This is a genomic window from Mycobacterium sp. E2327, assembly GCF_001672675.1.
Taxonomy (GTDB): Bacteria; Actinomycetota; Actinomycetes; order Mycobacteriales; family Mycobacteriaceae; genus Mycobacterium.
In genome coordinates this window covers 1-22,855 of sequence record NZ_LZKE01000067.1, presented here as the reverse complement: position 1 = coordinate 22,855, position 22,855 = coordinate 1, and the positions used below count along the sequence as shown (strand labels likewise).

The 22,855-nt window shown below is 68.7% G+C and carries 18 protein-coding genes and 1 pseudogene; 3 read left to right on the top strand and 16 right to left on the bottom strand.

Annotated elements, in window-relative coordinates; translation table 11 throughout:
• Positions 1 to 34: 34 nt before the first annotated feature.
• Positions 35 to 1,453: a wax ester/triacylglycerol synthase family O-acyltransferase gene (locus A5712_RS07990; RefSeq protein WP_068103298.1), complete on the bottom strand. Its 1,419-nt coding sequence runs from the start codon at positions 1,451 to 1,453 to the stop codon at positions 35 to 37.
• A 165-nt stretch (positions 1,454 to 1,618) separates the two neighbouring features.
• On the opposite strand from A5712_RS07990, the gene A5712_RS07985 reads away from it, so the two are divergent.
• Positions 1,619 to 2,122: an Rv3235 family protein gene (locus A5712_RS07985; protein ID WP_068103296.1), complete on the top strand. Its 504-nt coding sequence runs from the start codon at positions 1,619 to 1,621 to the stop codon at positions 2,120 to 2,122.
• A 4-nt stretch (positions 2,123 to 2,126) separates the two neighbouring features.
• Here the strand turns inward: A5712_RS07985 and A5712_RS07980 are convergent, their stop codons facing one another.
• From A5712_RS07980 to mddA, 5 genes are all read right to left on the bottom strand, one after another.
• Positions 2,127 to 3,266 carry a cation:proton antiporter gene (locus A5712_RS07980; RefSeq protein ID WP_068103294.1) on the bottom strand — a complete coding sequence of 380 codons (1,140 nt, stop codon included), beginning with the start codon at positions 3,264 to 3,266 and terminating at the stop codon, positions 2,127 to 2,129.
• A 4-nt stretch (positions 3,267 to 3,270) separates the two neighbouring features.
• Entirely contained in the window at positions 3,271 to 3,753 is a 483-nt protein-coding gene (locus A5712_RS07975; RefSeq protein ID WP_068103332.1) for a cation:proton antiporter regulatory subunit, read from the bottom strand.
• A gap of 42 nt (positions 3,754 to 3,795) precedes the next feature.
• The gene (locus tag A5712_RS07970; RefSeq protein WP_068103292.1) at positions 3,796 to 5,736 is read right to left on the bottom strand and encodes a potassium transporter Kup; all 1,941 of its coding nucleotides are present in this window, start codon (positions 5,734 to 5,736) and stop codon (positions 3,796 to 3,798) included.
• Between the two features lie 48 nt (positions 5,737 to 5,784).
• Positions 5,785 to 6,258: a GtrA family protein gene (locus tag A5712_RS07965; RefSeq protein ID WP_068103289.1), complete on the bottom strand. Its 474-nt coding sequence runs from the start codon at positions 6,256 to 6,258 to the stop codon at positions 5,785 to 5,787.
• A 96-nt stretch (positions 6,259 to 6,354) separates the two neighbouring features.
• The gene (gene mddA / locus A5712_RS07960) at positions 6,355 to 7,119 is read right to left on the bottom strand and encodes a methanethiol S-methyltransferase (protein ID WP_068103287.1); all 765 of its coding nucleotides are present in this window, start codon (positions 7,117 to 7,119) and stop codon (positions 6,355 to 6,357) included.
• Positions 7,120 to 7,314: 195 nt separating this feature from the next.
• Between mddA and A5712_RS07955 the strand changes: the two genes are divergently transcribed.
• Entirely contained in the window at positions 7,315 to 9,051 is a 1,737-nt protein-coding gene (locus A5712_RS07955) for an ATP-binding cassette domain-containing protein (RefSeq protein WP_156766471.1), read from the top strand.
• An 8-nt stretch (positions 9,052 to 9,059) separates the two neighbouring features.
• Here the strand turns inward: A5712_RS07955 and A5712_RS07950 are convergent, their stop codons facing one another.
• The 10 genes from A5712_RS07950 to A5712_RS07905 all read right to left on the bottom strand — a co-directional run bounded on the left by A5712_RS07950 (position 9,060) and on the right by A5712_RS07905 (position 22,526).
• A complete protein-coding gene (locus A5712_RS07950; protein ID WP_068103283.1) occupies positions 9,060 to 9,854 on the bottom strand; it encodes an adenylate/guanylate cyclase domain-containing protein in 795 nt (264 codons plus the stop codon).
• A gap of 70 nt (positions 9,855 to 9,924) precedes the next feature.
• Positions 9,925 to 11,475 carry an HD domain-containing phosphohydrolase gene (locus A5712_RS07945; RefSeq protein WP_068103280.1) on the bottom strand — a complete coding sequence of 517 codons (1,551 nt, stop codon included), beginning with the start codon at positions 11,473 to 11,475 and terminating at the stop codon, positions 9,925 to 9,927.
• 164 nt (positions 11,476 to 11,639) lie between these two features.
• Complete coding sequence (gene secA / locus A5712_RS07940; RefSeq protein WP_068103278.1) at positions 11,640 to 14,489, bottom strand: preprotein translocase subunit SecA; 2,850 nt, start codon at positions 14,487 to 14,489, stop codon at positions 11,640 to 11,642.
• 96 nt (positions 14,490 to 14,585) lie between these two features.
• The gene (hpf, locus tag A5712_RS07935) at positions 14,586 to 15,278 is read right to left on the bottom strand and encodes a ribosome hibernation-promoting factor, HPF/YfiA family (RefSeq protein ID WP_068103275.1); all 693 of its coding nucleotides are present in this window, start codon (positions 15,276 to 15,278) and stop codon (positions 14,586 to 14,588) included.
• A gap of 321 nt (positions 15,279 to 15,599) precedes the next feature.
• On the bottom strand, positions 15,600 to 16,241 hold the full coding sequence (locus A5712_RS07930) for a ComF family protein (protein WP_068103273.1): 642 nt from the start codon (positions 16,239 to 16,241) through the stop codon (positions 15,600 to 15,602).
• A gap of 42 nt (positions 16,242 to 16,283) precedes the next feature.
• Entirely contained in the window at positions 16,284 to 17,726 is a 1,443-nt protein-coding gene (oxlT, locus tag A5712_RS07925) for an oxalate/formate MFS antiporter (protein WP_231982042.1), read from the bottom strand.
• Positions 17,727 to 18,097: 371 nt separating this feature from the next.
• Complete coding sequence (gene lpqB / locus A5712_RS07920) at positions 18,098 to 19,846, bottom strand: MtrAB system accessory lipoprotein LpqB (RefSeq protein ID WP_197519331.1); 1,749 nt, start codon at positions 19,844 to 19,846, stop codon at positions 18,098 to 18,100.
• Between the two features lie 19 nt (positions 19,847 to 19,865).
• Positions 19,866 to 21,533, bottom strand: coding sequence for an MtrAB system histidine kinase MtrB (gene mtrB / locus A5712_RS07915; protein ID WP_068103268.1), 1,668 nt, complete (start codon positions 21,531 to 21,533; stop codon positions 19,866 to 19,868).
• A 13-nt stretch (positions 21,534 to 21,546) separates the two neighbouring features.
• Positions 21,547 to 22,233: a two-component system response regulator MtrA gene (gene mtrA / locus A5712_RS07910; protein ID WP_055576516.1), complete on the bottom strand. Its 687-nt coding sequence runs from the start codon at positions 22,231 to 22,233 to the stop codon at positions 21,547 to 21,549.
• A gap of 80 nt (positions 22,234 to 22,313) precedes the next feature.
• Positions 22,314 to 22,526, bottom strand: a complete 213-nt coding sequence (locus A5712_RS07905; RefSeq protein ID WP_369830371.1) for a hypothetical protein — start codon at positions 22,524 to 22,526, stop codon at positions 22,314 to 22,316.
• Between A5712_RS07905 and A5712_RS07900 the strand changes: the two are divergent.
• Positions 22,518 to 22,855: pseudogene (locus tag A5712_RS07900) on the top strand (dTMP kinase); the annotation flags it as partial. The gene A5712_RS07905 and the pseudogene A5712_RS07900 overlap by 9 nt on opposite strands.

Sequence of the window (22,855 nt, the reverse complement as noted above, 5' to 3'; positions counted from 1 at the left end):
CATAGAACCAGGCACCGATTTTCACCCCGACTAATCAGCGGGAAGCTTCGAGAAGTTCCTCGAGAGATTGGCTCAATAATCCGGGCAGCAAGTCGACGTCGCTCATCGCCTCGCGATCGGCGTTGATCCCGAAATACAACATGCCGTTGTAGGACGTCACGCTGATCGCCAGCGCCTGGTTGTGTAGCAGCGGTGGGACGGCGTAGGTCTCCAGCAGCTTGGCGCCGGCGATGTACATCTGCGACTGGGCGCCCGGGGCGTTGGTGATCAGGAGGTTGAACGTCCGCTTGGAAAAGCTCGGGAAGCCGGTCGCGACTCGGATGCCCATGGCGTGCAGGGTCGGTGGCGCGAAACCCGAGAGGGTCACGATGGTCCGGGCGTCCACCAGGCTGCCGGCGGTCGGGTTGGACTCGGTGGCGTGGGCGATCTGCGACAGCCGCACCACCGGGTTGGCCTCCCCCACCGGCAGATCCACCAGGAACGGCGTGACCTGACTGATCGTCTGGCCCGGGCCGGTCGAGTCGAGGTCGTCGTCGGCGTAGATGGACAGCGGCGCCATCGCGCGGATCGTCGCGGTCGGAGACACCGCCACGCCGCGGGACAACAGCCAGTTGCCCAGCGCGCCGGCCACGACGGCGAGCACCACGTCGTTGATGTCGCAGTCGTAGCGCGCGCGCACGGCGCGGTAGTCCTCGAGGTTGCCGCGAGCGACGGTGAACCTGCGGTGCCGCGAAACGGTCGCGTTCAGCGGGCTGCTGGGCGCGGTGCCCCGCGCCACCGCTCGCGCGATGTCGGCGGCGCGGCGGCCCGCTTCGAGCAGCTCGTCATAGCTCGTGACCAGTCCGGCCACCGCGGACCCGACGGCCTGAAGCTGCGCGCCCGGCCTCGCGATCCAGTCGCCGATCGCCCCCAACGCCAACCGCGTGTTACCGGGGTCGCGTTCCGGTATCCAGATGTCCTCGGGGAACGGCGGCGGGCGGCGCGTCCGGTCGGCGATGACGTGGCCGATCTCCACCGCCGTCATGCCGTTGATCAGCGCCTGATGCGACTTGGTGTACAGCGCGATCCGGTTCTTGGACAGCCCCTCGACCAGGTACATCTCCCACAGCGGCCGCGACTTGTCCAGCGGCCGCGCGGCCAGCCGCGCGATCAGCTCGTGCAGCTGCTCGTCGCTGCCTGGGGACGGGAGCGCCGACCGCCGCACGTGATAGGTGATGTCGAAGTCGTTGTCGTCCAGCCACACCGGCCTGGCCGTGCCGATCAGCACCTCCCGGACCTTCTGCCGGTAACGCGGTATTTGGGGCAGTCGCTGTTCGATGGTGGCCAGCAGCGCCTCGTAGCTCAACCCGGCGCGCGGACGCTGCAGGATGGACAGCGACCCCACATACATGGGGGTGGCGGTGTTCTCCAGCCGATAGAAGGACGCGTCCGTGGGGGACAACCGGGTCACCATTACGGTGCGTCCGTGCTGGTCAATTCGGCCTCGGTTCCTTGGGTGAACGGATGTACCCGCCCACGGTAATCGAGCGGATACGCGCCGGGTCGAGCTGTGCCATGATGACCACTTACCAGCCCCCGTCTGCCACTCTCCAGCAGGCCAATCCATGGAGAGTGCGCGTTGACCGTTTTCGCCGTGACACCCGTCGTCGACTACGAGCCGCCCAGGCGGGACGTGCCCCAGTGCCGGCAGCCACCCCGCGCGACGCCGCGCCGCCGCGCGCATCCGCCCCGCCGCCCCCTCGTCGGGCAGCCGGTCAGACCGCCGCATCCGTCCGCGCCGATGCGCCAGGCGGCCGCCTTCGCCGACGCCGCGCTGCGCCGGGTGCTGGAGGTCGTCGACCGCCGCCGTCCCGCCGCGCAGCTGCGCCCGATGCTGGCGCCCGGCCTGGTGGACTCGGTGGTCGCGATCGGCGCTTCGGCGGCCGGCCGCGCGCGCGGGCGTGACGGGACGGCGGTGCTGCGCCGGATGCGGCTGCAGCCCGCCGGGCGCCGCGACCCCGAGGCCGCGGCCGAGGTCTTCGGGTCCTACAGCCGCGGCGACCGGATCCACGCCATCGCGTGCCGCGTGGAACGGACGCCCTCCACCGGCCGCTGGCAGATGGTGGCCCTGCACATCGGTTAGAGGGCTAGTTGGAGGCCCGGCCGCCCGCGTACCGGGCCGCCACCGGACCCATGATCGCCATGACGAAGACATACGACGTCGCCAGCGCGGCGACGGCGGGGATCGAGGTGCCCACCAGGCCGATGATGATCAGCGAGAACTCGCCCCTGGCGATGAGCGCGGCGCCCGCGCGCAGCTGCCCGCGCCGCGCCACGCCGTCGCGCCGGGCGGCGAGCATTCCGGTGGCCACCTTGGTGGCCGCGGTGACGGCGGCCAGGGCCAGCGCCGCCGGGAGCATCGGGAGCAGCTCGTGCGGGTCGACGGAGAGGCCGATCGCGAGGAAGAAGATGGCGGCGAACAGGTCGCGCAGCGGGCCGAGCACCCGGCGGGCCCGGTCGGCCGTCGCGCCGGTCAGGGTCAGGCCCACCAGGAATGCGCCGACGGCGGCCGACGCGTGCAGGACCTCGGCCACCGCCGCCACCATCAGGGTGATGCCCAAGACCCGCAGCAACAGCTGCTCGGAATCGGGGTGTTCGACCAGCCTGCCGACGTGGTGGCCCCACCGGTAGGAGGCGGCGAACGCGGCCAGCAGCGCGCCGACGGCGGCGGCCATCCCGACGACGGCCTGCACCCAGCCGCCGCCCGATGCCAGGACCGCGAACAGCGGCAGGTAGGCCGCCATCGCGAAGTCCTCGAGCACGAGCACCGAGAGCACCGCCGGCGTTTCGCGGTTGCCGAGCCGGCCCAGGTCGACCAGCACGCGCGCGATGACGCCCGACGACGAGATGTAGGTGACCCCGGCCAAAGCCAGGATGGCGACGCCGTCCAACCCCAGCAGCCAGCCGGCCACCGCGCCGGGAGTGGCGTTGAGGACGATGTCGACACCGGCGGAGGGCAGGTGGTGTCGAAGGCTGCTCGCGAACTCGGTCGCCGAGAATTCCAGGCCCAGGGTCAGCAGCAACAGCACGATGCCGATGGGCGCGGCCGTCGCGATGAACTCGCCGGCCGCGGCCACCGGCAGCAGGCCGCCCTTGCCCAGCGACAGACCCGCCAACAGGTAGACCGGTATGGGAGACAATGCGAAACGCCTTGCCAGGGCGCCCAATACGGCAAGTGTGGCCAGGAGGGCGCCGAGTTGAAACAGTAGCGCCCCCGAAACCTGCATCGGCTCAACCCTTGTCGATGATCCGCTCGACACCGGCGATGCCGTCTTCGGTGCCGATCACGATCAGAACGTCTCGCGCCCGCAACATTTCGGCCGGACCGGGCGAGGCGAGCACTTGCTCGTTGCGCACGATCGCGACGATCGACGCCCCGGTGCGGGTGCGGGCGCGCGTGTCGCCCAGCGGGTGTCCGACGAACGGGCTGCCGGCCACGATGTGGACCTGTCCCGTCTCGATGCCCGGCAGCCCCCGGGAAAGCTCGGTGAACCGCTCCGCAATGCGCGGCGCGCCCAGGATCTGGGCCACCGCTTCGGCCTCGGCGTCGGTCAGGTGCAGGACGGGTCTGGCCTGGTCGGGATCGTCGGGGCCATACAGGACGACGTCAAAATCGCCGCCGCGGCGGGCGATGATCCCGATGCGGTCACCGGTGTGGCTGGTGAATTCGTATCGAAGACCGACCCCGGGCAGCAACACCTCCTTGACATCCATGCCGTCCATCCTCCCAGCCGGGCGGGCATAGCCACATTTGAGCTACACCTGAATCCGCGCGCCCATGACCACCGTCCGGTCGATGGGCAGGCCGAAGTATTCGGCGGCGTCGGCGGCGATGTAGGCGGTGGCGATGAACAGGCGCTTGCGCCATGGCGCCATGGTCGGCGCGGGGCCGGCCCTCAGCTCCAGCTTCGACAGGAAATACGAGGCCTCGTCGACGGCGATCCGGCCCTCGGTCTGCTTCGGGTCGAGCAGGCGCAGCGCGGCCGGGATGTTGGGCCGTTCCATGTAGCCGAACTTCGCGGTGACGTGCACGACCCCGTCTTCGGCATAGCCCAGGGGATCGACCTCGATCCGGTCCTCGTCCGCCACCCGCGGCGCCGGCAGCGTCTCGATCGACATGATCACCGAATGCTCGTGCAGCACCCGGTTGTGTTCGACGTTGGCCCGCATCGCCAGCGGCGCGGTCTCCTTGCCGCGGTTGAGGAACACGGCCGTCCCGGGTGTGCGCACCAGCGGTGGCTTGCAGCCGGCCAGCTGGTCGACGAATTCGCGTAGCGGTCCCTCGGCCCGGGACCGGGCCTGCGTGACCAGCTCGCGGCCCCGCTGCCAGGTGGTCATGACGGTGAACGCCGCGGCGGCGATCAGCAGCGGCACCCATGCACCGTGCACCAGCTTGGTCAGGTTCGCCGCCAGGAAGAGCAGGTCCACCGACAACAACGACCCGGCGCCGACCACGATCAGCCACACGGGCGTGCGCCACCGCCTGCGGGCGACATAGAAGAAGAGCAACGTGGTGATGGTGATCGTCCCGGTCACCGCCATCCCGAACGCGAAGGCCAGCGCCGCCGAGCTGCGGAACGCGAAAACCAGGATCAGCACCGAGACCATCAGCAGGCTGTTGATCCAGGGCACGTAGATCTGGCCGATCGTCGACTCGGACGTGTGCACGACCCGCACCCTGGGCAGGTAGCCGAGCTGCGCGGCCTGCGACGCCACCGAGTAGGCGCCGGTTATCACCGCCTGGGAGGCGATGACGGTCGCGGCCGTCGCCAGCAACACCATCGGCAGTCGCGCCCAGCCCGGCGGCAGCAGGAAGAAGGGCGCGTCGACGACGGTCTTGTTGCCCAACAGCAGCGCGGCCTGGCCGAAATAGCTGAGCACGCAGGCCGGCATGACCACGAACAGCCACGCCCGGGTGATCGCCGGGCGACCGAAGTGGCCCATGTCGGCATACAGCGCCTCGGCGCCCGTCACCGCCAGCACGACCGCGGCGAGCGAGAAAAACGCAACGTCGAAGTGCCCGACCGTGAACGTCAGCGCGTACGTCGGCGACAGCGCTTCGAGGATCTGCGGGTGCGTGGTGATCCCGGCGACCCCGCACGCGCCGATCGCGGCGAACCACACAACCATCACGGGCCCGAACAGGCGCCCGATGGCGGCGGTACCGCGGCTCTGGAAGGCGAACAGCGCGACGATGATCACCGCGGTGATCGGCACGACCCAGTCACCCAGGCGCGGCTGTATCACCTTGAGACCCTCGACCGAGGAAATCACGGAGATCGCCGGGGTGATCATGCTGTCGCCGAAGAATAGCGATGCGCCGAAAATCCCGAGCACGGCCAGCGTCGCCGCCGTGCGACGGCCCCCGGGCCCACCCAGCCGGCTCACGAGGGTGATGAGCGCCATGATGCCGCCCTCGCCGTCGTTGTCGGCGCGCATCACCAGGGTGACGTAGGTGAGGGTGACGATGATCATCACCGACCAAAAGACCAGGGACACAACCCCATACAGGTTTTCGGTGGTGATCGGTATCGGGTGCGGGTCGTGCGGATCGAAGATCGTTTGGATCGTGTAGATCGGGCTGGTCCCGAGGTCGCCGAACACGACCCCGAGCGCGCCGATCACGAGCGACGAGCGGGCCTTGTCGGTGCCCGAGACGGCGCGAAGGGGCGACGCGGGCTTGACATGCGTGGGCATGGCGCGGTTCCTCCACCGAGGGCTAGCGGGAGGTCGATCCTAAGGCCGTCAACGACGGAAGACCACCCATCGCATCGCGCAGTACATGTACACGGCTTCGCAGACGCCCGCCGCCACTCGCGACAGCTGGTACTGCACCCCGATCGCGGTCAGCGCGCTGGAGACCCCGAGGATCAGCGCCAGGTAATTGACGACGACCACCGCGACGTAGACGGCGACCTGTTTACCGACCGGCGCGTGGGACTGAAAGTTGAAGGTGCGGTTGAGCACGTAGCTGAGCGCGAAGGCGCACGCGTAGGCGACGGTGACGGCGATCGGCACGGGAAGGCCGAGCCCGCCGCGCAGGCCCGTCAGGATCGCCAGATCGACGCCGAAGGTGAGCCCGTTGATCAGGCAGAAGCCCAGAAACGTGGGCGCAACGACCGATCCGAGCCCGAACGGAAGCCGCTCGACCACCGCCTCGCACCACTGGTGGAATCCGTCCACCCAGCGCGATTGAGCGACCCGCGACCCGGTTTGCACAGCGGTACGGTGGCATGCCCAGGTATCCGGCACGTGATCAATTGGCCAACGCCGGGCAGAGCGTTGAGATGACCTCTCAACGCTCTGCCGCGAGAGCTAATGCTGGCCAAGCAGTTCCGTCGCGCGCCGGCGCGGCCGGTGCTTTATCGGGACCAGCATCGGGACCTCGCGACGGTACTGGCGGTAGTCGCTGCCCAGCGCCGCGACGAGGCCACGCTCTTCGATGTGGACGGCGATCAGAATGTATCCCGTCATCGCGATCGAGAAGAGCAGGTGCCCGGCCGTCATGGTGGGGGCCGCCCAGAACGAGATGAGGAAGCCCAGCATGAGCGGGTGGCGCACCAGCCGATAGAACAAATGAGTGCGGAAATGCAGTTCGGTGTAAGGCTTTTGGCGCCACGCCAAATACACCTGCCGCAGCCCGAACAGATCGAAGTGGTTGATCATGAACGTCGCGCCCAGCGCGATAACCCAACCCAGCCAGAATAATCCCCACAGCAGCACGCGCGCCGCCGGCTGCCGCACGTCCCAAACGACCGCCGGCATCGTGCGCCACTGCCAATAGAGCAGCAGCAGCACGGCGCTCGACAGCACCACGTAGGTGCTGCGCTCTATCGACGGCGGCACGTACCGGGTCCACCACGCCTTGAACGCCGGGCGCGCCATGACGCTGTGCTGCAGGCCGAACGCCCCGACAAGCAACACGTTGACCACGATGGCCTCAACGATGGGCGACGACAGCCCGTGATCGACCGTCCGCGGCACCCACAGATTCGCCACGAACGCAACGAGATACAGAAAGGCGACGAGGAACAGCAAGTAAGCCGCCGCGCCGTAAGCAAGAGTCAAGTAACGCTTCATGGCCCAAGTGTCGACCGCATCGGCAGCCGGGTATATAGGTCATCCGCCTCATCTTTGCGCGGCGGCGCCCTAGTTATTTTTGACTAGTCGGTCCCGGCTTGACGATTTGAGGCAAACGCCTCATGCGGCCGGCGCAGCGGCGGACCGATGATCGCCCGTGACAAGGCCACTTCGACAAGGCACGGAGACCAGATCATGAGCGAATCCACATCTGACACATCAGTCATCGAGCTACTCGGTAGCCGGGACCCCGAACCGCCGCGCGGCGCACGGATCGACGCGATCGACGTCAGCAGGCGAGTCGGCGGCCGGCAGATCCTCGACAAGCTATCGCTCTCAGTGGAACCCGGCGAATTGGTCGCGATCGCCGGCGGCAGCGGAGCCGGCAAGACCACATTGCTGGAAATCCTTGCGGGGCTGCGAGCGCCGTCCGCCGGTGAGGTTCGGCACGACGGCGTCGTTCGTCGCGGCAAAGCGCTCGGCGCCAGCGCCGACGCAAAAGTCGGCTTCGTGCCCCAGGACGACATCATTCACCTCGAGATGCCCCTGCGCCGGACGCTGCGCTACGCCGCGCGTCTTCGGCTCCCGGCGGGCACGCCCGCGGTCGAAGCGGAGCGGACCGTCGAGGAGACCATGCGCGACCTCGACTTGGCCGATCGGGCCGACGTGCCGGTGCGTTCCCTGTCCGGCGGCCAGCGCAAGCGGGCCAGCATCGCCGTCGAGCTCCTGACCCGGCCACGCCTTTTCTTCCTCGACGAACCCACCTCCGGGCTCGACCCGTCGACTGCGGCCGACGTGATGCGCCTGCTGCGCCGGCTCAGCCAGCGCGGGGTCACCGTCGTCCTCACCACCCACGAGCCGGCTGGCATCGACCTATGCGACCGGGTCGTCTTCCTGGCCCGCGACGGCCACCTGGCCTTCACCGGTAGTCCGGCCGCCACGCGGCACTACTTCGGCGTGGCGAACCTCACCGAGGTCTACGAGCGCCTGGCCGCGGAGCACACGCCGCGGATCTGGGCCGAGCGGTTCGCGCAGAGCCGCGCGACGTCAAACGCCCGGCCCGGGTTCAGCCGCCAAGCCGTCTCGGCAACCGAATCCGACGTCAGGCGAACCGGCATGGTCCGGCAATGGTGGCTGCTCACCCGGCGCAACGTCGACGTACTCGCCCGCAACCGGCTGACCCTTGCGATCCTGCTCGGGTCACCGGTGCTGGTGACGGCGATGATGGCGACGCTGTTCAGGCGCGGCGCGTTCGATCCCGGTGGCGCGGCCGGCGTCGGCCCGGCCCAGATCGTCTTCTGGATCGCTTTCGACGGCTTCTTCTTCGGGCTGACGTACGGCCTGCTACAGATCGTCGGCGAGATGGCCGTCTTCCGGCGCGAACGCCTGGCCGGGCTAAGCGTGGGCGCGTACGTGGCGTCAAAGGTGACGGCGCTGCTTCCGGTTCTGGCGGGCGTGAGCGCGGTGCTGCTGCTTGTATTGCGGGCGCTCGGGCGGCTGCCCGCGGCGGGATGGGACGTCTACGCCTCGCTGTTCGCGACGCTTGTGATCGAAGCGATCTCGGCGCTGGCCCTGGGCCTCTTCGCCTCGGCCGCCGTCTCCAACGCCGCACAGGCGGCCCTCGCCCTGCCGATGTTGTGCTTCCCTCAGGTGCTGTTCGGTGGTGCGATCGTGCCGACCGACCAGATGGCCACCCCCGGACGCCTGATGAGCCTGGCCCTGTCCAACCGCCACGCCTTCGATGCGTTAGGGCGCGACCTGGAACTCGACCGCTACACCGCGACGCTGCCGGCCATGTCCGTATACCGGGAGACCTTCCAGGGCGGGAACGCCGCCAGCCTGATCGCGCTCGCCTCGTTCGCTATCGCCCTCACGGCGGCCACCGCCTGGCTGTTGAACCGGCGATCTCGGCCCGGCGCGTCCATGCGCTGACGGGCGGCTCAGAACTTGTGCACGAAGACGTTGATCGGCTCATCCTGCCCCCGCAGAATCAGCGTGCGCCGCTGCATGCCGGCCGTCATTTCGTCGGCTACCCCACTGGCGATGAGCAACTCCCCACCGGCGGCGCGTTGTTGCATCCGGGCCGCGGCGTTGACCGGGCGGCCCAGGGCGGTGAAGTCGACGACGGCGCCGCCGACGTTGCCGACGTATGCGACGCCCGCGTGCACGGCGACGCCGACGTCCAGCCAAGGTCCGTTCGGCGTGCCGTAGCCGACGGCCCGGAGCAGCTCGATTCCCGCCTCGACGGCCCGCTGCCGATACCCCGGGCCGCTGATGCCCCGCACGAAAAACGCCATCACCTCGTCACCGATGAGCTTGTCGATCACGGCGTCATGGCGCAGCAGGGTCTGCGTCGCGGCGCCGTAGAACCGGTTGAGCAACGCGGCGAAGTCTGCGGCGGCCTGACGGTGACCCAACGCCGTGGAGCCTCGCACGTCGACGAACAGCACCGCGATATCGACCTCAGCTCCTCCGCGCGGCAGCGCATCGCAACATCGCGTGCACAGGTTGGGGTTCTTGCGGGACCGGCGGAAGCCGGCAATGGCAAAGAGCCGGCCGACGGGGCCGCCGAACGGGTTGTTGCACAGCTTGCATCGCGGCGCCGACGGCAGGTAGCGGAAAGCGTGCCGCGCCCGGACCAGCGATGAGTGGCCCTCGGTCAGCACCGCGTCCCACAACCGCGGCGGGAGCCCCGGGTGCGATTCGTAGAGTTGGCGTCGGCCAGTGTTAAGCATGCAGAAATGGTCGCCTCGATTTCCCGCGTGCGCATGAGGCATTCGCCCCAAACATTCCGGCTACCCGGTTTCAGTCAGGCGCGCCGCCGGTCAGGCCGTGCCGGGTCGCATACAGGCTGGCCCCGATCCGGTTCGAGACCCCGATCTTGGCATAGATGTGCTCGACGTGATTGCGCACGGTCTTCTCGGAAATCCAAAGCGCCGAGGCGATTTCGCGGTTGGACCGCCCCTGGGCCACGTGGAGCAAGACCTCGGCCTCGCGCCGGGTCAGGCCCGACGGCCTGGTCGCCCTGCGCGACGGCTGGTGACCCGCGGCCTCCAGCACGGCTTCAACCGCGTTGCCGTCCAGGCGACCGCGTGCTGCTTCGCTGCGCAATCGCGTGGCCGCGGCGGCCCCATCCAGCGCATCGCGATACGGTCGTGGCTCGGTTGAGCCGCAATAGCTTTCGGCCGCGGCGAGTACCCGCTCGCGCATCGACAGATCGTCGCCATGGAGCCCGTTCGGGTACCCCGACCCGTCCAGCCGTTCGTGGTGGTTGACCGCGATCTCCCGGACGGCCTTGAGTCCACCGACGCGGGCCAAGATCCTGCCGGTCAGATACGGATGCAAGTGCACACGCTCGCGTTCGGCGTGGGTCAATCCGCGCGGCTTTTCCCACACCCGGTTGGACACACCGATCCGGCCGAGATCGTGAACGTAGCCGGCCCGGCGCAGCGTGTCGATCTCGTCCGTCGCCAGCCCGGCGCACTTGCCGGCTTTCTCCGCCAGCTCGGCCACTGCTCGCGAATGGCCAAGGGTGAAGGGGCATTTCAGGTCCACAAAATCGCCCATCGCACACAAGAGCCGGTCCAGCGACGAACCACTCAGCGTTTCCCCGGGATCCGGCGCCAAGCCGGCGGCCGTCTCCCAGGCGTCTTCGTCGTCGCGCAGCAGCTCTTCGGCGACGTCGCAAAACACTGCGACTATGTCGGGGTCGAACTGTTTGCCGCTGCGACGGCGAACCTCCGCGATCGCGCGGCTCGCGCCGAAGGCGCGGTGGTGCACTTCGGCGATGTCGGCGAGCTGCGCCACCCGCATGGTCACGGGTATCTGGCTTCCCGCGGCACCGGTGGGAAGGCCGCTGCCGTCCCACCGCTCGTACGCGAAAGGCAGGGCTTCGCACACGTCCTCGCCGAGACCGATCTCCTCGGCGAGCAACGCGGCCGACAGGCAATGTGAGTGCATCAACGTGCCGAGGTTGCCGCGTGCGTCCAAAAACAGCTTCGCCGCCAGCTGGGCCCGCTTCGGCAACGTCGACCCGCGGCCCAGGTTGCTGACGAGGAATCGCCGGAACTCAGCGCCGGACCAGTCGATGAAGTGGCTGTCATGTCGCGCCGCGATGTCGTCGCCGAACCACCGCGCGTACTCGTGCGAGTCGGCGTGACACCCGATCCACATCACCAGGCCCGTGTAGAAAACCGTCCCGCGCTCACGCTCGCCGAGGCCGAGGCGCTCGGCAAGCCTCGTTCCCATCGCCGCCGACCGCAGCATGTGATCCATGGGCTGGCCAAGCCCGAGGTCGATCGCCAAAGACAGCGCCGCCAATACCTCGGTCCGCGACACCGCTCCGTCGAAGGGCATGAACTCGCCCCTTTCTCGACCGGTCACGGTGGCGAACGCCGGTGTAGCCACACAGAAGCCGACGCCTGATAAGCCTATGGCATCGGCGTTGCCAGGTGGCCGATTGTGCGGCCAGCCGCACAGTGGCTGCCGAGCGTGCGGGCAGCCGCACACTCGGCGCCGGGCTAGCGGCGCTTGACCGACTTCGGCGGCTTGGCGCCGCGCCCCTGCTGGCGCGCGGCCGCACGACGCTCGCGGCGGCTGCCGCCGCCGGGCACACCGGCCGGCGTCTTCTGGGCGCCACCGCCGTTGCGCTGCACCTGCGCCGAGCCGTCCTCGGACGGACCGGAATACGTGAGCGCGGGCGCCTCGTCATCAATGCCCTTGGCGCGCAACACGCTTGGGGCCTCCTCGCGGGCCGCGGCGGGCGCTTCGCCTTGGTCATCGGGCTGACCGCCGGCGCCGGTCCCCAGTTCCGCCAGGCCCTCGGGCGTCGGCTGCGGGGCGACCTGCGGGGTCGGCACCGCTTCGACGGTGACGTTGAACAGGAAGCCGACCGACTCCTCCTTCATGCCGTCGAGCATGGCCATGAACATGTCATAGCCCTCGCGCTGGTATTCCACCAGCGGATCACGCTGCGCCATCGCCCGCAGCCCGATGCCCTCCTTGAGGTAGTCCATCTCGTAGAGGTGCTCGCGCCACTTGCGGTCGATGACGTTGAGCAACACGTTGCGCTCCAGCTGACGCATCGCGCCCTCGCCGGCGATCTCCTCGAGCTCGGCTTCCCTTGCGGCGTAAGCCCTTTCGGCGTCCTTGATCAGCGCGTCGAGCAGCTCGTCGCGGGTGAGGTCGTCGCGGTCGGAGTCGGCGTCGGGGTGGGTCAGCGTCTCGTGCGCGATGCCGACCGGGTACAGCGTCTTCAGCGCCGTCCACAGCGCGTCCAGGTCCCAGTCCTCGGCGTAGCCCTCGGCGGTCGCGCCGTCGACGTAGGCGGTGATGACGTCGCGGACCATGTCCAGCGCCTGGTCCTTGAGGTTCTCGCCCTCCAGGATGCGGCGGCGCTCGGCGTAGACCACCTTGCGCTGCTGGTTCATCACCTCGTCGTACTTGAGGACGTTCTTTCTGACCTCGAAGTTCTGCTGCTCGACCTGGGTCTGGGCGCTCTTGATGGCGCGGGTCACCATCTTGTTCTCGATCGGCACGTCGTCGGGCAGGTTCAGCCGGTTGAGCATCGCCTCCAGCGCGGCGCCGTTGAAGCGGCGCATCAGCTCGTCGCTCAGCGACAGGTAGAAGCGCGACTCCCCCGGGTCGCCCTGCCGGCCGGACCGGCCGCGCAGCTGGTTGTCGATGCGCCGCGACTCGTGGCGCTCGGTGCCCAGCACGTACAGGCCGCCGGCCTCGATCACCTCTTCGGCCTCCGCGCTGGCCTCCTCCTTGACGATGGGCAGCTCCTCGTGCCAGGCCGCCTCGTACTCGTCGGGCGTCTCGACGGGGTCGAGGCCGCGGGCCCGCAGCCGCTGGTCGGTGAGGAAGTCGACGTTGCCGCCCAGCACGATGTCGGTGCCGCGGCCGGCCATGTTGGTGGCGACGGTGATGCCGCCGCGGCGGCCCGCCACGGCGATGATGCCCGCCTCCTGCTCGTGGTACTTGGCGTTGAGCACGTTGTGCTTGATGCCGCGCTTGTGGAACTGCCGCGACAGGTACTCGGAGCGCTCGACGCTGGTGGTGCCGATCAGGACCGGCTGGCCCTTCTCGTAGCGCTCCTCGACGTCGTCGACCACCGCGATGTACTTGGCCTCCTCGGTCTTGTAGATGAGGTCGGAGCAGTCGGTGCGGATCATCGGCTTGTTGGTCGGGATCGAGACCACGCCCAGCTTGTAGATCTCGTGCAGCTCGGCCGCCTCGGTCTGGGCGGTACCGGTCATGCCGGCCAGCTTGTCGTAGAGGCGGAAGTAGTTCTGCAGCGTGATGGTGGCCAGCGTCTGGTTCTCGGCCTTGATCTCGACGTGCTCCTTGGCCTCGATGGCCTGGTGCATGCCCTCGTTGTAGCGGCGGCCGATCAGCACGCGGCCGGTGAACTCGTCGACGATGAGCACCTCGCCGTCGCGCACGATGTAGTCCTTGTCGCGGTTGAACAGCTCCTTGGCCTTCAGCGCGTTGTTGAGGTAGCTGACCAGCGGCGAGTTGGCCGCCTCGTAGAGGTTGTCGATGCCGAGCTGGTCCTCGACGAACTCGACGCCCTTCTCGTGCACGCCGACGGTCCGTTTGCGCAGGTCGACCTCGTAGTGGACGTCCTTTTGCATCAGCGGCGCGATGCGGGCGAACTCGGTGTACCAGTTGGAGGCGCCGTCGGCCGGGCCGGAGATGATCAGCGGGGTGCGGGCCTCGTCGATGAGGATGGAGTCGACCTCGTCGACGATGGCGAAGTTGTGCCCGCGCTGCACCAGGTCGTCGAGCGAATGCGCCATGTTGTCGCGCAGGTAGTCGAAGCCGAACTCGTTGTTGGTGCCGTAGGTGATGTCGGCGTTGTAGGCCACCCGCCGCTCGTCGGGCGTCATCTGCGCCAGGATCACGCCGACGTCCAGGCCGAGGAAGCGGTGCACGCGGCCCATCCACTCGCTGTCGCGTTTGGCCAGGTAGTCGTTGACCGTGACGACGTGCACGCCCTTGCCGGCCAGCGCGTTGAGGTAGGCGGGCAACACGCACGTCAGGGTCTTGCCCTCACCGGTCTTCATCTCGGCGACGTTGCCCAGGTGCAGCGCGGCCGCGCCCATCACCTGCACGTCGAAGGGGCGCTGGTCCAGGACCCGCCACGCGGCCTCGCGGGCCACGGCGAACGCCTCGGGCAGCAGGTCGTCCAGGGTTTCCGGGTTTTTCTCGTCGTTGAGGCGCTGTCGGAACTCGTCGGTCTTGGCCCTCAGCTCGGCGTCGGTGAGCTTCTCGACGTCGTCGGACAACGTGTTGACATAGTCGGCCACCCGCTTGAGGCGCTTGACCATGCGACCTTCACCAAGGCGCAGCAACTTCGACAGCACAGCTATATCCCCTGTGGGTTGGAGTCTTCCTCTTTTTGCGAGGCGGCATCCATCCTAGGTGAAGAGGCAGTTAAGGCCCTCAAACGTCGCTGAACGTCAGGCCAGCCTGATCAGCCCGTAGTCGTAGGCGTGCCGGCGGTACACGACGGACGGCCGTTCGGTCTCCTTGTCGTAGAACAAGAAGAAGTTGTGCCCGACCAGCTCCATCTCGTAGAGCGCCTCGTCGACCGTCATGGGCGTGGCCTGGTGTTCCTTGGTGCGGACCACCCGGCCCGGCTCGTGGTCTTGCCGCTCGCCGTGCTCGACGCCCGCGCCGTCGTGTTGGTGCGGCTCGACGGGTTCGGAGTTGAAGGCCTTCGCGGGAAGCGGCGCCATCGCGGTGGCGGCGGCCAGCGACACCGGCGTCTTGTCGCCGTAGTGCACCTTGCGGCGGTCCTTGGCGCGGCGCAGCCGGTTCTCCAGCTTGTCGACCGCGGACTCGAAGGCGGCGTAGAAGCTGTCGGCGCAGGCCTCCGCGCGGCTGACGGGGCCGCGTCCGCGCGCGGTGATTTCGACGCGCTGACAGGATTTGCGCTGACGGCGGTTGGGCGCGTGTTTGAGCTCGACGTCGAAGAGATAGATGGAGCGATCGAATCGTTCGAGGCGGGCGAGTTTTTGCGAGACGTAGAAGCGGTAATGATCGGGGATTTCGACGTTGCGGCCTTTGAACACGACTTCGGCGTTGAGGGTCGGCTCGGCCGGCTCGCTGCTTTCTGCCGGCGCTTGGTCGAGAGTCTGACCGGAATCCACGGTAAGCCTTGACATACGTGTCAACTCGTTTCCTTTTCCACGTCGCACGCGGTGCGTGCCGGCTTCCTACTTGACGCGCCGACGGGGGGTTGGGAGCGGTTTCCTCAGGTCACCGCCGCAGGCTGCCCGCCGATGCAAGGTGTCGGATTCTCACCCCCTCCACGTGTGGCGTACCAACCCGGGAAATCGACGACTGCGTTGCGCCGGGTCAAAGATGTTCCTGAAGGTTGTCCTCGACGTTAGCTCGTGTTCGCCTTGGGATGCCACCAATTCCGGGCAGCTGTTGCGAGTTCTTCACATGCGCTTGGCGGGCGCACAGCTTTAGGCGGCCGCGATCGCCAGCACCGCGGCCACGCGGACCCCGGCGGCGCGCAGCGCCCACACCGACTCGCGGGCCGTCGCCCCGGTGGTGACGACGTCGTCGACGACGATGACCTCGCGCGATTGGGGGCGCGCCGGCCGCCCGCGCAGCACCACCCGACCGGCGATGTTGCGCTCGCGCGCCGAGGTGCCGAGGCCGACGGAGTCACGGGCCAGGGCCTTCATCCGCAGCGCCGGCGCGACGGCGATGTCGGGGTGCCCGGCCACCGCGGCCCGCGCCAGCCGGGTGACGGGGTCGCCGCCGCGTGCCCGCGCCGCCGAACGCCTCGTCGGCGCGGGCACGATCGTCAGCGGCGTCTCGACCATCCCCCAGGTCAACAGCCGGTGGATCCCGACGGCCAGCGCCCGGGCCAGCGGGCTGACCAGGTCGCCGCGCCCGTTCTCCTTCAGCGCGAGGATCGCCGCGCGCCGGGCGCCGGCGTAGCGACCCAGCGCGAACACCGGCGCCTCGGGTTCGATGCGGGGGTTGACGACGTGCGGCTCGTCGGCCCTGACGTCAAGTTCCGCCGCGCAGGCGTCACACCAGCGGGTCGACGGCGCCCCGCAGCCGCCGCATTCCAGCGGCAGGATGAGATCGAGCACGGAGTCAGTGTGGCGGGCACGGCCGACAACTACTACGGGCGCTCACGACGGCGCGATCGGAGCGGCTTCGACGAAACGCCGACGCGCCGGCTTCAACACGAAGACTGCCAGCGCCGCGGTTCCCAGATCGAGCGCAATCGCACACCCGAACACCGGAATCCAGCTCCCTGCGTGCTGATGCAGCAGCGCCGCGAGCGGACCACCGAAGACCGAACCGATCCCGAACGAGATGTAGAGCCAGCCATAGTTCGCTGTCGCGTAACGGGCCCCGAACGTGTCCGTCAAGGTGGATGGGAACAGCGAGAAGATCTCACCCCACCCGAAGAACACCAAACCCGACAGGAGGACGAACAGCGTGGCGTCGTGTCGCGTCAGCAACCAGAGCGTCATGGCGACAGCCTCCAGCGCGAAGGCAAACGCCATGGTGTTTTCCCGGCCCAGTCGGTCCGATACCCAACCGAAGAACGGCCGCGTCAGCCCGTTTGTGAACCGGTCGATGGTCAAGGCCAGCGGCAGCGCGGCGAGCCCGAACACCAGCACCTTGCTCACACCGAAGTCGGTCGCGAACGTAGCCATCTGCGACGTGACCATCAGGCCCGAAGTGGCCATCATCGTCATCATGAAGAACATCAGCCAGAAGAGCGGCCGCTTGAGCATCTCGGCGGGCCGGTAATCACGCCGAGCGGCGGACGGCCGGGCGCTCGGTACGGTCAACCCGAGATCCGCCGGCGGCACCCGCAACCCCTGCGCCGCAACGAAACCGACGGCGGCGAACACGATGCCGAAGAGCCACAGCGTCGACTCGACGCCATGCGCGGCCAGCGACGAGGCGATCGGAAAAGTCGTCAAAATCGCGCCCATCCCGTAGCCGGCCGCCACCACACCGGCGGCGAACCCGCGTCGATCGGGAAACCACCGGACCATCAGCCCCACGACGCCGACATACACAATCCCCGTGCCGAGACCGCCGACGCCGCCATAGGTGAGGTACAGCATCGACACGGTATGCGCGTAAGAAGCGAGCACCCAGCTCGCGCCCGCCAGCAGCGTGCCGATCGAGATCAACCGGCGCGGCCCGAAACGGTCGACCAGCGCACCCTGGAACGGCGAGAAAAACGCCTGTAACAGCACCAGAATCGAGAACGTAACCTGTAATTCGGGCAAGGCAATCCCGAGTTTGGTCGCAAGTGGCTTGGTCATCAGCGTCCAGACGTACTGGGGACTCGATATCGCCATCATGCACACCAGCCCAAGGCCGAGCTGAAGCCAGCGGGTCTGCGCGACGGTCGGCGCACTGGGTACAGCCGTGCCGCCCACGGTGTCCGCGTGAACAATCAACGTGTTCCTCCGTTTCGATTGCGTCTCGGCCCGCCCGCCATTGAGCCACCCACGCACCGACGTTGCCCGCACCAATCCGCTCGGCGAAACATCGGGAAGCGGCTTCCTGCAGGAGATTTCAATGGAAAAAGATTTACGCGACGCCAATGTGCGCTGCTGACAGTAATTTTCGCTTGTTACCGAGGCGTTACTGCCAGTAGCGGGCTTATCAACATCCACTCACAGAAAGCAACAGCCTGGAGTGCGAAATATGAACAGTATTGTCAGATAAGGACATACATTGATAAATGCTGCATATGCCACGATAGGCAATGTGTATCAGCCCTGCGCAATCGGGGGGTCCCCAATTAACCCTTTCGTCGCTGCGGGCCGCGCGAACAATCTCGGGTGTGAGCTGGCGTGGGACCGGTCAGCACTGACATGTCGAGGCGCGCTCACGATCCCGATCAGCACGGCGCTGGACGTCAGCGTCTCCCGAAACGATCTGTGGCACAACGCATGAGCCACGGCGGACATCGCTAGCCCGGCAGCACCGGCAGTGCGCCGGGCACCGACAGCCCGGACACCTCCGACCAGCTCTGCTGGCTTTCGGGGGCCGACGCCGAATACTGCAGCACCCCTTCGGGGGCCGCGACGTAGACGGCCGACGGGTTGGCCGCGACCGTCGTGACCGGCATCTGCAGGCCGCGGGCCGGCGCATCGGAGTTCACCCCGTCGAGGTTGACGTAGGACACCGGGTGGCTGGCGTCGGTGCGGGTCACCACGATGTCATCGCCGGTCCGCCACGACAGCGAGACCACCGAGTTGCCGAGGCCGAAACCCAGCCGCCGCGGGTAGGTCAGCGCGTACTGCCCGGCCTGGGTCTGCTCCACACCGGCGAGGATCACCTGGCCGTTGATCACCATCGCGGCGCGCGTGCTGTCGCGGGACAGCTGCAGGTCGGTGATCGGCCCGGGGAAGCTGGAGGCCACCACCGCGGAATCCACCGGGATGCGCGCGGGCTGTCCCGACGCCGGTTCCTGAATTGCGCGCAGCACGTTGTTGTTGTCGACCACCACCCACACGGCGTCGTCCAGCGACCAGCTGGGCCGAGTCAGGCTGTGCCCGTCGGCGGCCTGGACCGCCTCGCCGCCGAGGTCGCCGATCCACAACGACGCCGCCTGGTCCGGGGCGCCGCGGCGCAGTGTCACCACCGACGCCACCTGCCGCCCGCTACGCGACAACGCGGCGCCGGTCTGGTCGCCCACCCGCCCGAACGCCCCGGGCACGGTGTTGGCGTGCTGGCCGTCCAGCCCGACCAGCGACCCGTTGACCAGGGCGTGCAAGCCCGCCCCCGCGCCGTCGGCCACACCGGGGTCGGTGGCGGCGACGTCGGAGGTGGTCCACCCGTCGGCGAACCGGTCGTCCAGCGGCGCGCCGTCGGCGTTGATCACGTACGGGCCCCGGATGTCGGCCCGGGCCAGCGTCCAGATGATCTGTGCCGCAAGCAATTGCCTGCTGTGCGGATCGGTGGTGGACAACTTCTCCAGGTCGATGCGGGCGCCGCCGTAGCCCTTGCCGATGCCGTTCTTGCCGCCGTCGGCCCGGGTCACCGGGCCGCGCAGCCGCAGCGGCGGGGCCAGCAGGTTGCGCACGGTGTGGGCCATCTCGGGCCGCGGCCCGGCCAGCATCTTGGACACCAGCTCGGTGGCCAGCTGGTCGTGATCGGACACCGCGACGTAGCGGGGATCGGGCACCACGGTCTTGCCGGTCGGGTCGGCGAAGTACAGCGTGTTGCGTTTGTAGGTGGACTGGAACTGCTGCCAGTCCAGGAAGACACCGTTCGGCAGCCGGTCGATGCGCCAGCCCCCCGACGTCTTGACCAGCTCGATCGGCCCCGGGTCGGGCAGCACTCCCTCGGCGGTTTCGAACACGCCCACGTCGGACAGCGAGCCCAGGATGTCTGCGCGCATGGTCGCCGAAACCCGTTCGGCGCCACGGGTTTCCACGAACACCACATGGTCGATCAGCAGGGCGCTACCGGCGTCGTCCCACGCGTTGGACGCCGACTGGGTGAGAAATTGCCGGGCCGCCAGGTGCCGGTTCGCGGGATCGGCTGTGGCCTTAAGGAATTCGCGCAGTAACACGTCGGGGTCCATGCCCGGCGTCGGCTTGGGCAGGTTGGACGGCGCCGGCCGCTCGACCGTGCCGATGGCCTGCGGGGCCGACGAGCTGGGCACCCCCGCGCAGCCGGCGAGGACGAACGCCAGCGATAGGAGTGCCAATATTTCCGGGAGCCGCCGCACTCTAGACGCTCCGCTCGGCGTGCTCGCGTGGGCGCTGCGGGTCGGGGCGCGGCGGCGCGGGCGGCTCCGGGATCGGCTTCAGCGGCAGCGGGCTGGTGGTGACCTTGTGACCGCGAATCAGGGGCAGCGTCAGCCGGAAGCACGCGCCCTCGCCGGGCTCGCCCCACGCCTCCAGCCGGCCCTGGTGCAGCCGCGCGTCCTCGACGCTGATCGCCAGGCCCAGCCCGGTGCCGCCGGAACGCCGCACCCGCGACGGGTCGGAGCGCCAGAACCGGCTGAACACCAGTTTCTCCTCGCCGGGCCGCAGACCCACCCCGTAGTCGCGGACGGTGACGGCGACGGTGTCCTCGTCGACGCCCATCCGGATCTGCACCGGCTTGCGCTCGGCGTGGTCGATGGCGTTGGCGATCAGGTTGCGCAGGATCCGCTCCACCCTGCGCGGGTCGACCTCGGCGATCACCTCCTCGTCGGGCAGGTCGACGAGCAGCTCGATGCCGGCGTCCTCGGCCAGGTGTCCCACATTGCCCAGCGCGCTTTGCACCGTGGTGCGCAGGTCCACCGCCTCGACGGACAGCTCGGCCACGCCGGCGTCGTGCCGGGAGATCTCGAGCAGGTCGTTGAGCAGCGTCTCGAACCGGTCCAGCTCGTTGACCATCAGCTCGGTGGACCGGGCCAGGGTGGGGTCGAGGTCGGCGCTGTGGTCGTAGATCAGGTCGGCGGCCATCCGCACGGTGGTCAGCGGGGTGCGAAGTTCGTGGCTGACGTCGGAGGTGAACCGGCGCTGCAGGTTGCCGAACTCCTCGAGCTGGGTGATCTGGCGGGACAGGCTTTCGGCCATGTCGTTGAACGACACGGCCAGCCGCGCCATGTCGTCCTCGCCGCGCACCGGCATCCGTTCGGACAGGTGCCCCTCGGCGAACCGCTCGGCGATCCGCGACGCCGACCGGACCGGCACCACCACCTGGCGGGACACCAGCAGCGCGATCCCGGCGAGCAGCACCAGCAGCACCGCGCCGCCGGTGATCATCGTGCCGCGCACCAGCTGGATCGTGGCCTGCTCGTTCTTCAGCGGGAAGATCAGGTACAGCTCGAGGTTGGCCACCTGCGACGACGTCGGCGTGCCGATGACCAGCGCGGGCCCGGAGAAGCCGTCGGTGTGCACGGTCGCGTACTGATACGCCGCCTGCCCGGCCTTGACGAAGCCGCGCAATGCGTTGGGCACCTGGTCGACGGGTCCGGCCGTGGAAGCGGCGCGCGGACCGTCGCCGGGCACCATCAGCACCGCGTCGAACGCGCCGGCCAGCCCGGCGCCCGAGGCGGGGTCGGTCTTGGACGTCAGCGTGTTGCGAGCCAGCTGCAGGCTGCTGTCCAGTGAGCGCGTCTCCTCGCCGTTGACGATGCCGGCAACGGTGGTGCGCGCCCGCTCGATCTGCTCCATGGCGGCCCGGACCTTCACGTCCAGCACCCGGTTGGTCACCTGGCTGGTCAGCACGAAGCCGAGCGCCAGGATGACGGCGAGCGACAGGCCCAGGGTCAGCGCGACGACCCGCAATTGCAGCGATCGGCGCCAGGCAGCGCCCACGGCCCGACTCACCGCACCCATGCCCCGCGTCATGGGGCCGGAGCGCCCCCAGCGACTTCTAGTGCGTTGCCGAGACCCCCAGATCAACGAACCTCCCGGATCACGGAGGTCCGGCCTTGTATCCCACTCCTCGAACGGTCAACACCACGGTCGGGTTCTCAGGGTCTTTCTCGACCTTGGCCCGCAGACGCTGGACGTGCACGTTCACCAGGCGGGTGTCCGCCGGGTGCCGATACCCCCACACCTGTTCGAGCAGCACATCACGAGTAAACACCTGGCGCGGTTTGCGTGCCAGCGCGACCAACAGGTCGAACTCCAGCGGTGTGAGGGAGATCTGCTCGCCGTTGCGGGTGACCTTGTGCGCCGGCACGTCGATGTCGACGTCGGCGATGGAAAGCATCTCGGCGGGCTCGTCGTCGTTGCGCCGCAGCCGCGCGCGCACCCGGGCGACCAGCTCCTTGGGCTTGAACGGCTTCATGATGTAGTCGTCGGCGCCCGACTCCAGGCCGAGCACCACGTCCACGGTGTCGGTCTTGGCGGTCAGCATCACGATGGGCACGCCGGAGTCGGCGCGCAACACCCGGCACACGTCGATGCCGTTCATGCCCGGCAGCATCAGGTCCAGCAGCACCAGATCCGGGCGCAACTCACGCACCGCGGTCAGCGCCTGAGTGCCGTCGCCGATGACCGCGGTGTCGAAGCCCTCCCCACGCAGCACGATGGTGAGCATCTCGGCCAGCGAAGCGTCGTCGTCGACGACCAAAATCCTTTGCCTCATGGAGTCCATGGTGTCACCAGATCGGGACAAATTCGGCGCACCACACGGGCGTTTCTTATTCGATACGGCCAAATCGTGACAATTTTGTGCTAGCCGGCGGTCAAAGACGCCGCCAACCGCCCCGGATCGACGTCGGCGTCGACGACCAGCCACCGCCCGCCCCAGCCCGCCGCGGCCAGCTCGGCGTAGACCGCGCCGGTGCGCTGCTGCAGCCCGTCGTCGCGCTCGTAACTGTCCCGCGCGCGGCCCGGCTCGTGCTCGGCCCGGTGCCGGGCCCGCCGCGCGGCGAGTTCGGCGGGCACGGCGACCTGGCGTCGTCGGTGTACGCGATGGCCACGCTGTTCGCGCTCGACCGCGCCGGGGCGATCGGGCAGATCGCGGCGCTGGGCCGCGACCATGACGTGGTGATCCTGGATCGCTACGTCGCCTCCAACGCGGCCTACAGCGCGGCGCGCCTGCACCAGGACGCGGCCGGGGAGGCGGCCGCGTGGGTGCACCGGCTCGAATACGAGCGGTTGGGGCTGCCCACGCCGGACTGGCAGGTGCTGCTCGCGGTGCCCGCCGAACTCGCCGCGCGGCGGGCCCGGCACCGGGCCGAGCACGAGCCGGGCCGCGCGCGGGACAGTTACGA

What these genes read in the sequence shown, in the direction of transcription:
- A5712_RS07990 (WP_068103298.1), bottom strand. Translation starts at nt 1,453, where the DNA reads ATGGTGACCCGGTTGTCCCCCACGGACGCGTCCTTCTATCGGCTGGAG.
- A5712_RS07980 (WP_068103294.1), bottom strand. Translation starts at nt 3,266, where the DNA reads ATGCAGGTTTCGGGGGCGCTACTGTTTCAACTCGGCGCCCTCCTGGCC.
- A5712_RS07975 (WP_068103332.1), bottom strand. Translation starts at nt 3,753, where the DNA reads ATGGATGTCAAGGAGGTGTTGCTGCCCGGGGTCGGTCTTCGATACGAA.
- A5712_RS07970 (WP_068103292.1), bottom strand. Translation starts at nt 5,736, where the DNA reads ATGCCCACGCATGTCAAGCCCGCGTCGCCCCTTCGCGCCGTCTCGGGC.
- mddA (WP_068103287.1), bottom strand. Translation starts at nt 7,119, where the DNA reads ATGAAGCGTTACTTGACTCTTGCTTACGGCGCGGCGGCTTACTTGCTG.
- A5712_RS07955 (WP_156766471.1), top strand. Translation starts at nt 7,315, where the DNA reads ATGAGCGAATCCACATCTGACACATCAGTCATCGAGCTACTCGGTAGC.
- A5712_RS07950 (WP_068103283.1), bottom strand. Translation starts at nt 9,854, where the DNA reads ATGCTTAACACTGGCCGACGCCAACTCTACGAATCGCACCCGGGGCTC.
- A5712_RS07945 (WP_068103280.1), bottom strand. Translation starts at nt 11,475, where the DNA reads ATGCCCTTCGACGGAGCGGTGTCGCGGACCGAGGTATTGGCGGCGCTG.
- mtrA (WP_055576516.1), bottom strand. Translation starts at nt 22,233, where the DNA reads ATGGACTCCATGAGGCAAAGGATTTTGGTCGTCGACGACGACGCTTCG.